The following is a 12,505-nucleotide window of genomic DNA, read 5'->3' as shown; positions in this document are numbered from 1 at the left end:
AGAGACTTAGATCTTATTTTGTACAGCTAATTGAACAAATTTAAGTAACTTAATTTGGCGACCAATACGTGTAGGTTCTGAGAGAAGTCGGTATAACCATTCTAAATTTAATTTACACCAAGATTGAGGAGCTCGTTTTACATTTCCTGTATATACATTGTATGTACCGCCAACACCCATGAAAAAAGCATTAATATCTGCATTGATGCATTTTTCTATAAAATATTCCTGTCTTGGTGAACCGAGAGCTACTGTGACTATTTTTGCACCAGATTGTCGGATTCGTTCAACCATTTCATCTTCATCGGTGAAATATCCATCATGAAAATCAGAAATATTTAAATTCAACTCATCTTTTAATTTATTGACAGTTTGATTTACAACGCTATTTGTTGCGCCTAACAAGAAAACAGGAGTGTTATTTTGTCCTGCATACCGCATTAGGTGCTCCCACAGTTCACATCCAGGAATACGGGATATGTTATAACCTGTTTTCTTTTGTAATAGTTTCACAACACCAATACCATCCGGGTAAAGGAAAGATGCTTTGCCAAGCATATCCTTGGTTTGGGTATCTTGATAACTAGTGACTATTTTTTCAGGATTTATAGCAATTGCAGAACCTGGTTTTTGAGGGGTGATGTAATTATTGGAAATATAACTCACTACCTGATTGATTTCATTGAAGCATGTTATGGGTAGGTCATTAATGGAATGTTTACTTGGTATTGTATTATTCATTGCATACACCATCGTATAAATTTTCGAGTTGTTCTATAACTTCCGAGAGTAGAAATTTCTCACTAGACTTTTTAGCGTTATAAGAGAGCTCACTATATTTTTCATTTGTGATTGTTGATGTTAAATCTAACACTTGAAGAATTTCTCTATCGTTAAAGTTGATTATATATCCATTTTCATTGTCAATTATTTGCTCTGTGCTGCCATCAGTATTTGTTGCAACAACAGGGGTGCCAACAAGCATTGACTCTGTTATTGAAAGCCCAAAAGATTCGTAAGTTGACAAATTTAATGAAAACCTAGATTGATTAAAAATATCAAAAACTTTCTGTTTGTTTACGGTACCTAAAAATTTAATTTTGTGAATTGATTCTTCTATGGCTTTTTTAAACTCTTTTTCACGAATGCAATAGCCCGCAATAACTATATTAAGTTGCTTTTTGTTATAATTGTTTGCTATGTTAATGAATTCTATTATTTTTTTATTGTCATCAATTGTGCCAATAAATGAAAAATCAAAGATATCATCACCAATATTTGGTTCAAGATATTTCGCGCCAACTGATAATGTTGAGTGTTTGTTTTTGTCGATTGGAATTTTAATATTGTCTACTAAGTGTTTAGATACAAATATTGAATGATTGACAAATTTAAATAGGTATCTATAAAGAAATGGAGGATGTTTGTATTTATACACATCGGAACCATGAAACGTAACAATGATTTTAACGTGTCTGTTTACAAATAATCGATAAATAACAGCAAGGATTATTGTTGGATAATAATAATGCACATGTATGATATCGAAAGTATGTCTTCTTATTGAGGTGACTATGAACTTACAGAGGAAAATAAAATATTTGCAAATTGAAAACAATGGCCCATTACCATTTGGTGACATGAGTAGAAGTTCAATAGAATTGTTATTTATAGACCTCATTGAATTATATTGATCAATAACGAATTGACCTGAGTATTCATTACCTGTAAATGGGCCCATATTGGTTAATATTAATATTTTTTTCATTTTAAAAAACTCAGAAGGGACTCTGCTTGTTTTTGCCTGTTGAATCGAGAGTAAAGTGATTGATTTTGTTGCTTTAAATTGTGTATGTTAGATAATGCATTATGAATATCAGGAATATTGTTTTTACATATAAAGCTAGCTCCGTCATTATTTAATGTGTCATAAAGGAAGCCATGATCATTATTATCTGTAATTACAATTTTTTTAAGATTTAATGCAATATAATCAAATACCTTTGTAGTTGGTTCATAGGGATGCCCTCCACTTATAATTAATCCAAAGTGAGATTTCTTCATTATAGATATTGCTTCACTGTATGCTAAATATCCTGTGCAAAAATATGAATCTTCTAAATGGAGTTCTTTTATTTGATCAGTTATATGTCTTTCTTCACCACCAATATGAAGGAAGAAATATTTATCAGTATGCGCTCTTAAAGCATTAAGAAAATTTTTAGGGTTTCTGAAGTCAGAGAACTTTCCAGAATAAACAATTATCTGTCTGTTTCCTACGATATTGACAATATCTAATGCTCCTGTTTTGTTCGTTGCAACTTGATGGAAATCATCAATATCAAATCCATTTTCGATGGTTATGAATTTATCACGATCAACTTTACTATAATGATTAACGTGAATATCCGTTGCTTGTTTTGTTACATTTATTAGATACCTGCAATTTTTCACAACGAAATTTTCAAGAAATGATATTATAACTCTTTTTAGAGTTGACATGCTTCTATATGGAGATAACAACCATGGATCTCTATAGTCAACAATTACTTTTACTTTAAATATTTTACATATCACTATACATATGGGTATATGGAAAAATGGATTTCCATTAATATAGATTGAATCATAATCTTCATTTTTCAATTCTTTTATTAGCTTGGGCACTAGATATGGGGCCCATATCAACCCTTCCTCATTGAAAATATTACCAAGTAGTTTAGAATATGCTGTCTTATATACATAAACATTCTTTGCAATGTGTATTTCATTGTTGCAAATATCAGTATACGCTTCATTGGATACACTAATAACAGTTAATTTACTAATTTCTTCTGAATTAGAAATATACTTAATAAACTTGTTTATCCTAAACTGTCCAACACCTGCGAAAGGAGGTGTATAGTATGCTATCATTAATACTTTCATTATTTACTCTGTTGAGATGTGTACATTAAAGAGAGGCCAAAGATGTTATAAAAAACCACGGAGAATATAAAGCACCAGATAAAGCTATTTAAATCTGATGCAAATACATCATAAATTAGCAATTTGAAAGATACTGACGCTATACCCGATATAATTAATTGTTTATAAAGCTCTTTTGATATAAATATTGGAGTGAATATACAGCCAACATATGAGAAAAAAGTTGCAAAAGCAAAGAGAGGAAGAAATTCCACAGCATCTGAATATTGTTCTCCTACAATGAATATAGACATTGGATAAAGAAATACAATTAATAGGCAAATAAAAAAACCTAGAAAGATAGATTTTTTTAATACCGTTACTATTAATGCTCTAAGGTTTTCAGAGGTAGTATCTTTCGCTGTATATATCCTTAGCGTTGAAACAACAGATGGCAATAAAATGATTGTTAGAAGATATAATCTTTGCAGTACGGCAAAATTTGATATATCGTCATTACTGAATTCTTGACTTAGAAATATCAAGTCATATTGTGTGTAAACTGCGATTATACTGTAGTATGCGAGTAAGAGTAAGTTTTCTCTAAAGATTGATCTTATATTTTTTAAGTTAATGAGATTTAAGTTGAAAGGCTTTTTTTCGTTTGCGATATAAATACTTATTGAAGATATATATGCAGCAAGGAATAAGTAGATTACATCTTCGTATGATACAGATAACGATGCAACCATAAGAAAAAAAACAGTTAAAAGAGGTATTAGTGATCTCAGTGAATTTATCAATGCATACTTTTTTATTTTTTCTTGTGCTTGATAGTAAGCCGCTAATAACTGTATCCCACCAAGAGAAGATGTAAGTATTACGAGTAAACTCGCATTAATTCCATAAAAATGATTTATAACCAATGAACCAATAATCACGGCAACTAAAAAAAGTGAAGTAAATAATAGTAGGTAGATGTTTTCATTATCTTTATTTTTTCCTGATGCGGTAATTCTAAGCAATGAAACATTAAAGCCAGATGTTAATCCTATGATTATTGATGCCCATGCTAAAATTACTGAGTAATTGGCATAGTTATCCTTGCTGAATATCCTTATTATCAACAGTGTCAATATAACCTGAAGAATTTTGGATAAAAAATCTGCAGCAAGAATTTTTTTTAGTAAAATAAACAATTCATGATTCTCTTTTATGTATAAAACAAATTACAAATAACACAAAAATTGTTTTTATTAATGTGTTGAATGCAAAAGCAAATTCCATTTGAAATCCTGAGAATACAAACGTAAATAAACTTGCATATACGATGATTCCAATGTGATTATTTACGTTGAAATATTGATAAGCTAGTTTAATCATTCCTATCGTAAAAAAGAAAAATAATGAAACTCCAATTAACCCGTATGAGTAGGACACTTCTGCTGGCCAACCAGGGTTTATCTTTGTGATGTGGTTATTTATTGAGATTACACCTATTTCTTTACCAAACTCATTTCCAATTGATATTGGTTTTTTTTCTGGATAAAAAATGCGAGGTACTACAGATGTCATTGCATGAGTAGCGACATTGTAAAATGGTTCTCTATAAAGTTCATTTTTATGATACGATACATGATTGAGCATTATGTATGGATTACCGATTCGGCTAATTAGTGATTGGGTTAAGTTATCTAATATATCATCATCGATATTTTTAATGGCACTCATTACAGATATGCTTTCACCCGTCTCAACAACAGCTTGTGCTTGAGATAATCTTATTGCAGTCATTGAGAAGAAAACGCTTGCGGATAAAGATATGAAAAGTATGGTTTTTTTTGTTTTTATCCCATTGTAAATAGAGTGGATTATAAAGGTGATTAAAAGTGGGTAAATTATCCCAAATCTTCTACCTTGAATCACAGCATAGATTATCATTATTGATAGTGTGACCCAAAATATTGCCTTTATTGTAATGTTGTTTTCTTTTTTGTCAAAAAATAGAGCTGCAACTATTGGAAATAGAGCAATGTCAAAATTTGAAAAATATTTAACTGAAGACGATATATTTTGTACCTCAGCATATTTATCTTCAATTATTAGTGAACCTGAAATGAATAATTGGAATTTTGATGCGTAACTAATGGCAAGGAAGGCTAATATAGTAAACATTACGTTTTTACTTATTTTCCAATCTACTTTTGGCGTGTTTATTTTGTCAAATAAAATGTTTGATATTAGAGATGTTAATAATATCACCAAGCAGACTAAGTTTGTATAATCAAGCCAGTTGCTATATATAAAATAATAGTTATTTTCTTTGTGTAATAAATTTATATAAAAAAGTGGGAATACGATAAAAACTGACAATGAATAGAAGTATATGTTTGATATGTCATAAAACTTTTTGTTTTTCACTGTTGAATATAATGCAGCATATAAAATTACTATATTCGTTATAATTAGTATAGATTCCATAACTTACCATAATTGAAAGTGGGTGCTAATGCACCCACCTAAAGTTACCAAATACCCTTAGTATCAATAATGATACCAGTTTGGACAGACGCTTCTTTGAATTCTTTGTGATCAACCAGCATCACTTGAATGTCTGCTTCTACAGCGGCCATATTATAGTCGACCAACTCCACATGGTTGAGTTTGGCCGGTAAGACTTCAATATTTGGCTCTACTGCTATCACTCGTCCATTGTGGAACTCTTCGATTTTTTGGGTAATGAGCATCGCTGGGCTTTCGCGTAAGTCATCAATGTCTGGTTTAAAGGCGAGTCCATAACATGCAATAGTAATTTCTCGGGCTGTTTTTTCTGGGTGTGCTTGCAAGAAATCCGCGACAGCCATTTTAACTTTATTAAGTACCCATTGTGGTTTGCCGTCATTCACTTTACGTGCGGTGTGGATCATTTGCGCTTCTTCTGGTGTCTTCGAAACGATGAACCAGGGGTCAACGGCAATACAGTGGCCACCGACACCCGGTCCAGGTTGTAGAATATTGACGCGAGGGTGGCGATTTGCAAGGGCAATCAATTCCCATACATTAATGTCGAGTTTGTCACAAATGATAGACAGTTCGTTGGCAAAAGCAATTTGCACATCGCGTGAACTGTTTTCTGTGAGTTTGGCCATTTCAGCGGTACGGGCATTCGTTACTACACAGTCGCCTTGTACGAATGTTTTATACAGCTCAATAGATCGCTCCGAACAGCGTGGTGTCATCCCTCCAATAACGCGATCATTCTCGACTAATTCACGGACAACATGCCCTGGTAATACACGCTCAGGACAGTGGGCAATGTTAATGTCAGTATTTTCGCCAGCATCTTGCGGGAAGCGGAGATCAGGTCTTACTTCAGCTAACCATGCTGACATTTGTTCCGTTGCTCCAACCGGTGACGTAGATTCTAAAATTACCAAGTCGCCCTTTTTGAGTACGGGGGCAATGGCTTTACTTGCTGCTTCAATATAAGACAAATCAGGCTCTGGTACTTCCCCTTCAGCACATGGTAAGAATGGTGTCGGCACAGCGATTAAGAACGCATCAGCTTGTTCTGGGGTTGTGACGGCTTTCAAGTAGCCTTCACTCACGGCGGCACTGACAATCATATCCAGCTCTGGCTCAACGATATGAATTTTTCCTTGGTTGATGGTATCAACTGCATGCTGGCTGACATCAACACCGATCACTTGTTTCTTACGTGATGCAAACATGGCGGCTGTTGGCAAGCCAATATAACCAAGGCCAATAATGGAAACCGTTTCAAATGACATGTCTTTTCCTTTGTGTAAATTTGAAATGTTTATTTTGCTAATGCATTAAGGATACGTTCACAAGCTTTACCGTCCCCATAGGGGTTATGGGCATAGCTCATTGCTTGATAAGATTCATTGCTGGTGAGCAGTTCATTTAGATTCGAAACAATTCTCTCTATATCTGTCCCGACTAATTTTACAGTACCTGCTGCGACAGCTTCTGGCCGTTCTGTTGTATCGCGCATAACCAATACGGGTTTGCCCAGTGATGGAGCCTCTTCTTGAATACCACCTGAGTCTGTTAAAATAATATGCGCACGAGTCATAAGATAAATGAACGGTAGATATTGTTGAGGTTCGATGAGATGAATATTATCGATGCCGGCTAAAATACGATTTACGGGTTCTCGCACATTGGGATTAAGGTGCATAGGGTAGAGAATTTGTACATCAGGGTGTTGATTGGCGGTTTTTGCCAGTGCCTGACAGATTCGCTCAAAACCACCGCCAAAGCTTTCACGTCGGTGCCCCGTAACGAGGATAAGTTTCTTGTTATTATCTAGAAAGGGAAATTGCGCTTCGAGAGTCGCATTAAGATCAGAATCAGTATCGATTTTGTTTTTCACCATTAAAAGAGCATCGATAACAGTATTACCTGTCACGGTAATTGCTTCAGGATCGTAGTTCTCTTGGATTAAATTATCTTTAGAGGTTTCAGTGGGTGCGCAGTGATACTGTGTTAAAGCCCCTGTTAACTTTCGGTTGGCTTCTTCCGGCCAAGGTGAATAAATATTGCCTGTTCGAAGACCCGCTTCAACATGACAAACGGCAATTTGCTCGTAGTAGGATGCTAAGCTTGCTGCAAATGTAGTGGCTGTATCTCCATGTACCGCCACAATATCCGGTTTAAATTCATCTAAAACAGGTTTTAATTCAAGAATAATGCGAGCAGTAACATCGTTGAGTGTTTGCCCTGCTTTCATTAAGTTGAGATCAAAATCAGGAGTGATAGAGAAGAGTTCGAGCACCTGATCAAGCATTTCACGGTGCTGTGCTGTGACACATACTTTTGATTCAAAGCGGCTATCGTTTGATAGCGCATGTACAAGAGGGGCCATTTTAATGGCTTCAGGGCGTGTGCCAAAGACGGTTAATATACGTTTCCTATCCATGATTGTATTCCGTTAACTTTATCGGTTTGGTGCCATATCTTTATGTATGGGCAATGTGGTGATAACCATAAAATGCCGCACTAATTCATTAACGTAGTGGGGCATAAGAAAACTAAAGTAGAAGTATTTAAGCTGAATGGTTAACTGCTGGAGGTGTAGCTATAGTTGTAATAACCATAGTTACCACCATAATAGTTACTGGCTTTGCGGACTACGGCATTCAAAATAAAGCCTTTTACCTGAACACCATTTTGTTCAAAACGTTGCTTGGTGATTTCAATTTCTTTTAATGCACTTTGTCCAAAGCGGCCTACAAGTAGGGACGTACCTGCATGCGAGCCCACAATAGCGGCATCGGTGACAGCTAGAATTGGCGGTGTATCGATGACGACAATGTCATAATTTTCTGACGCCCATTCTAATAAGGCCTTAAACCGTGGGTGCATTAGTAGTTCTGACGGGTTAGGGGGCACGATGCCTCGACTTATAAAGTCCAGCCCTTCAATGCCTGGTTGTTTAATGATTTCTTTCAGGCCAATTTGCCCACTTAAATAGGTAGACAGGCCGGGTTTTGCATCCAAGTTCATTTGTACTTCCATCCGGCCTTTTCGCATGTCGGCATCAATCAGCAATACCCGTTGGTCTGATTTGGCAATAACGGCAGCCATATTGGCAGAGACAAAAGATTTACCGATGCCAGGGCTGGGACCAGAAATCATTAGAATATTGTTTTTCGCTTCCATCATGGCAAAGTGCAGGCTGGTTCGTAGGCTGCGAAGCGCCTCGACCGAGAGATCGGCTGGGTTAGACAAAGCCAGTAATCGATCTTCTATCTTTATGGCTTTATTCCTGCGCTGTTTTTTCTCAAGCTCTGCCTGCCAGTCAGACATAGGAATACTCGCATATACTGGCAGCCCTAGCGCTTCGATTTGATCTGGGCTTTCTACACCCCGCTGGAAAGCATTGCGGATGAATGTGATGGCGATAGCGAACATGCTACCGAGTACGGTAGCAAGAATAACGATCAGTGATTTCTTGGGTTTTACCGCAATACTGTAAGACTGTGCCGTATCCAGAATACGCACATTGCCGACGGTGCTGGCTTTCACAATATTGAGCTCTTGAACTTTGTTCAGTAATTGTACGTAAATTTGTTGGTTCACTTCCACATCGCGAGTCAGGCGCAATACTTCGCGTTGGGTTTTCGGCAGTTTTTGAATTTGTTTGTTTAAGCGATCCCGCTCACTCATTAGCGTGCGGCGTTTGTCCAACAGGGCCACATAGGTGGGGTGTTCTTTGGTAAAGCGCTGCGAGATTTCACTTTCTTTAAACGTCAGTTCATTGAGTTGTGCTTCAATATTCACCATGACATCGAGGGTGGATTTAGCTTCTAACCCTAAGTCGATAGATTCATTTTGCTGGCGGAATTGATTGAGCAAATCTTCAGATTTAGTCAGTTCTGTTTTAATGTCGGGTAGGTGAGTACGTAAGAACGTCAGGCTGTTTTCTGCTTCTGCGGAATTGCGTGCGACATTTTGCATGAAGTAGTTATGGCTAATGTCATTCAATATTGCTTCTATCGCTTGTCGATCTTCACCTGTGTAAGACAGTTTCAAGATACCGGTTTGTTTACCGCGTTCCGCAATCGACAGGTTTTGTTGTAATGTCTGAATTGCATCTAAGGGTTTATGTTTTTGAATGGTAAAACGGCTACCATCGATTGCCTGAATGGATGTGATTAACAGGGTAAAGTCTTTCGCTTTTGTTAATTCACCGGTCACGCCGTCTAAAATAGGTTGCTCTTGTTGATCCAGTAATGTGTAGGTCCCGGCTTTTGCATCATTGATGACAAGGGTAAAAGTGGGTTCAGCGGTATTGTCTGGAATTTCAAAGCGAGGGATGGAAACATGAATGCTTTGTTTTTTCAGACGTGCGAGCCCTTTGCCAATAACGGGCGTGTATTCTGGGATCACAAAGGTCGTCAGGTTCAACTCTTCTACTGTTTTGCCCAGAATCATACGTGAACGAATAATTTCAATTTCCGTGGTCGCAGATGACTCACTGGCAAACAACTCCCCCATATCTCCTAAGGCTGTCATGCCTGAGCTTTTTTGTTCAACTTGGATAAGCGCATCCGCCTTATATACAGGCGTCGACAATAGTGCGTAGGCAATGCCACAGAGCGCAAATAGAGCGGTAATAAAGATGATGCTCCAGCGACTATCGATGAGAATACCAAACAATTTTCCGATATCAATTTCATCGGATTCCACGGGTTTAACGGTTGTATTTTGCGTGATGCTCATTATCCATTCCAAACATGCATGTGGAGAAAAGGTGAGGTTTGTGCCATAGGTTGTGAATGATGGGTAAGCCGATTACCAGTCTCTTACACGAAGTACACCTTCGGTGAGTTCATTGAAGCCGCTGATGGTTGGGAGTAGCTGGGTAACGACACGGTTCCAACGGGTAATCGGGGCGGCGGTGACATAGACAATGTCATAAGGCTGTAACTCAAACTCTGTGCCAATGACCAGCGCAGAGGCATCCTTGATATTGAGTTGATATACATCGGCAATGATGTGGCTGGCATTGGCGATAGGATCATCACCGGTACTTCTGATCACAAAGACACCAGTCGCATCAGCAGATAGTTCATTAATGCCGCCGACATTGCTGAGGGCTTCGGTTAAGCTCATCCCGGCACGGTCAATCTTCAACAGTTTGGGCTCATTGACTTCTCCCATTACAAAGACTTTTTGCGCATCATTACGTGGTACGTGAACAATATCACCAGAGCGTAACAGACGATTTTGGGTTAAATCGCCTCGTTGCATCAGTGCGTAAAGAGAAAGTGTTTCTTCTTTGCCGTTACGGGTTAGTGTGACGTTGCGCCAATCCGCTTCGTTGCCTAAGCCTCCGGCTAAGTTAATGGCGTCCAATAGAGTGAGGGGAACATTGGTGATGGGTTGTTGTCCCGGTTTGTTAATCTCACCTGTAATATACGTTTTTTGCGATCGGAACGCGGCGACACTGACGTCGACTTGTGGGCTTTCAATATAGGCTGCGAGACGCTTCGCAATAATATGGCGGACTTCAGAAACGGTTTTTCCTTTGACATACACCAATCCGATATAAGGGTAGAAAATACTGCCATCGGCATGTACCCAGTTACCGGCTTCTTCTGAACTTCTGTATGAACCGGCTGGAATGGTTAATTCCGGATGATCCCAAATGGTAATATTCAAAATATCCCCTGGGCCAATACGGTATTGATATCGAGATAATTCAGCATCTAAAGCGGGATTGCTTTTTGAAATGACAGCAGGAGATTTGAATTTATTGACTGCTTGGGCCGTTAACGGATAAACGTTAATTTTGTTAGATGTCTCATTAGTGGTTGTATCGCCCTTAACGGTAGCATTTTCATTATCAACACTTAGATGTGAACCAGGTACAGTACAGCCAGCAAGGAGTACAGATATGATGGATATCAAGAGTGGTTTTTTATTGAAGTTCATAATGTTCAACTTTCTATTAGGTTAAGGGGCGAAATAGTACGAGGCATCAGTGTTTGAATATGTGATATTGCTATGTCATTGATGATAAACAAAAAGCCATGCTACCGCCCTTGGGTGACAGCCCCAATATCCATAAGTTATTGATTTTTTTGTTTGAAGGTTTATTTACCAACAATATTAGCAATCTCGTATTGCAATAATACGAATAGACTTTCTGTGAATGTGAATTAAGTATAATGATAGTTTTGTATTTAATATCAAAACTATCGATGAGTTATTTTACACAAAAATTATGCAGAGAGAAGTCAGGGGGAGATTACTGAGTGGTTTGCTATGAGGCTATTAATAACACAATGGATAATAAGGGGGAAAATGGCGTTGATTTAGGTATAAATAGATTGTTTTTTATTTTTTATTGGCAAATCTATCATCGTTTTTTGTTTCTTTTTTCGAGTGATAGCAAATTAATGAATATATTTATTTCATATATTTTCTTATCAATTTGATTTTCGTCCATTTTGTTTTAATGAGATTGTTTTTTTTTGAACATACATTCCTCTGTACCTTCCTTTTATGTGATGCAATCCATCAATGTTGTGTGGTTAATGTTCTTATCTGATTGATTTTTAAGTTATATTCTTGTTTTTCGGTAAGGTGGTGAAACAATTGTATGTTGTCTTCGATGCAGTGTGATTTTGCTAACATATTTGATGTTCGCATCTATACTTACAATCATATCAATAAAGATACTGCTGTAAGTTTGGGGGAGTGATGATGAAACAATCCGTAATAGCATTGGCGTTGATGGGGATGAGTTTGTCTGCCTGTGCGTCAGAGCCTGCCACCCGTCAAGCGAACCAAAGCGCCACATCGACAGCACAAAGCAGTGCACAAACCACATCAAGCAATACCTCTACGGCCAATAGCACCGCGACAACCGCAAAATCAGCAACAGAACAGACGGGCAGTGCTGCCGGTATCAATAGCGCCTTGGCTGCTTCTGCGGGGGGTATCACGGCAACAGTAGTAGCCGTCGGTGTCGCTGCGGTTGTGATTGGGGTTGCCGTGTCAGACAGTGGCGGCGGTGATGATCCAGCGCCACCCGTGACAGTGGCGGTGGAGTAGGGAATAG

Annotated in this window: 10 protein-coding genes; 1 reads left to right on the top strand and 9 read right to left on the bottom strand. The window is 37.6% G+C overall.

Annotated elements, in window-relative coordinates:
- Positions 1-6 precede the first annotated feature (6 nt).
- The 9 genes from ABT58_RS20185 to ABT58_RS20145 form a co-directional block, all read right to left on the bottom strand.
- A complete protein-coding gene (locus ABT58_RS20185; protein WP_047876250.1) occupies positions 7-741 on the bottom strand; it encodes a WecB/TagA/CpsF family glycosyltransferase in 735 nt (244 codons plus the stop codon).
- On the bottom strand, positions 734-1,642 hold the full coding sequence (locus ABT58_RS20180; protein ID WP_229821613.1) for a glycosyltransferase family 4 protein: 909 nt from the start codon (positions 1,640-1,642) through the stop codon (positions 734-736). Before ABT58_RS20180 ends, ABT58_RS20185 begins: the two co-directional genes overlap by 8 nt.
- 122 nt (positions 1,643-1,764) lie before the next feature.
- Positions 1,765-2,928 carry a glycosyltransferase gene (locus ABT58_RS20175; protein WP_047876248.1) on the bottom strand — a complete coding sequence of 388 codons (1,164 nt, stop codon included), beginning with the start codon at positions 2,926-2,928 and terminating at the stop codon, positions 1,765-1,767.
- A complete protein-coding gene (locus tag ABT58_RS20170; RefSeq protein WP_047876247.1) occupies positions 2,928-4,106 on the bottom strand; it encodes an oligosaccharide flippase family protein in 1,179 nt (392 codons plus the stop codon). The genes ABT58_RS20175 and ABT58_RS20170 overlap by 1 nt, the downstream gene beginning before the upstream one ends.
- A gap of 1 nt (position 4,107) precedes the next feature.
- Positions 4,108-5,082, bottom strand: a complete 975-nt coding sequence (locus ABT58_RS20165; RefSeq protein WP_156168833.1) for an O-antigen polymerase — start codon at positions 5,080-5,082, stop codon at positions 4,108-4,110.
- Positions 5,083-5,432: 350 nt separating this feature from the next.
- Positions 5,433-6,698, bottom strand: coding sequence for a UDP-N-acetyl-D-mannosamine dehydrogenase (gene wecC / locus ABT58_RS20160; protein ID WP_047876245.1), 1,266 nt, complete (start codon positions 6,696-6,698; stop codon positions 5,433-5,435).
- Positions 6,699-6,727: 29 nt separating this feature from the next.
- Positions 6,728-7,852 (bottom strand): non-hydrolyzing UDP-N-acetylglucosamine 2-epimerase, encoded by a 1,125-nt coding sequence (gene wecB / locus ABT58_RS20155; RefSeq protein ID WP_047876244.1) that lies wholly within the window; start codon positions 7,850-7,852, stop codon positions 6,728-6,730.
- A gap of 140 nt (positions 7,853-7,992) precedes the next feature.
- Positions 7,993-10,158 (bottom strand): polysaccharide biosynthesis tyrosine autokinase, encoded by a 2,166-nt coding sequence (locus ABT58_RS20150; protein WP_047876243.1) that lies wholly within the window; start codon positions 10,156-10,158, stop codon positions 7,993-7,995.
- Between the two features lie 72 nt (positions 10,159-10,230).
- Positions 10,231-11,373 (bottom strand): polysaccharide export protein, encoded by a 1,143-nt coding sequence (locus ABT58_RS20145; RefSeq protein ID WP_047876242.1) that lies wholly within the window; start codon positions 11,371-11,373, stop codon positions 10,231-10,233.
- Positions 11,374-12,147: 774 nt separating this feature from the next.
- Between ABT58_RS20145 and ABT58_RS20140 the strand changes: the two genes are divergently transcribed.
- Complete coding sequence (locus tag ABT58_RS20140; protein WP_107205072.1) at positions 12,148-12,498, top strand: hypothetical protein; 351 nt, start codon at positions 12,148-12,150, stop codon at positions 12,496-12,498.
- Positions 12,499-12,505 lie beyond the last annotated feature (7 nt).

Source organism: Photobacterium aphoticum (assembly GCF_001029435.1).
Taxonomy (GTDB): domain Bacteria; phylum Pseudomonadota; class Gammaproteobacteria; order Enterobacterales; family Vibrionaceae; genus Photobacterium; species Photobacterium aphoticum.
Note: the sequence above shows the minus strand (reverse complement) of the source record. Positions and strands in the feature narration are given on the sequence as shown.

What these genes read in the sequence shown, in the direction of transcription:
- ABT58_RS20165 (WP_156168833.1), bottom strand. Translation starts at nt 5,082, where the DNA reads ATGTTTACTATATTAGCCTTCCTTGCCATTAGTTACGCATCAAAATTC.
- ABT58_RS20150 (WP_047876243.1), bottom strand. Translation starts at nt 10,158, where the DNA reads ATGAGCATCACGCAAAATACAACCGTTAAACCCGTGGAATCCGATGAA.
- ABT58_RS20185 (WP_047876250.1), bottom strand. Translation starts at nt 741, where the DNA reads ATGAATAATACAATACCAAGTAAACATTCCATTAATGACCTACCCATA.
- ABT58_RS20180 (WP_229821613.1), bottom strand. Translation starts at nt 1,642, where the DNA reads ATGTCACCAAATGGTAATGGGCCATTGTTTTCAATTTGCAAATATTTT.
- wecC (WP_047876245.1), bottom strand. Translation starts at nt 6,698, where the DNA reads ATGTCATTTGAAACGGTTTCCATTATTGGCCTTGGTTATATTGGCTTG.
- ABT58_RS20145 (WP_047876242.1), bottom strand. Translation starts at nt 11,373, where the DNA reads ATGAACTTCAATAAAAAACCACTCTTGATATCCATCATATCTGTACTC.
- wecB (WP_047876244.1), bottom strand. Translation starts at nt 7,852, where the DNA reads ATGGATAGGAAACGTATATTAACCGTCTTTGGCACACGCCCTGAAGCC.
- ABT58_RS20140 (WP_107205072.1), top strand. Translation starts at nt 12,148, where the DNA reads ATGAAACAATCCGTAATAGCATTGGCGTTGATGGGGATGAGTTTGTCT.
- ABT58_RS20175 (WP_047876248.1), bottom strand. Translation starts at nt 2,928, where the DNA reads ATGAAAGTATTAATGATAGCATACTATACACCTCCTTTCGCAGGTGTT.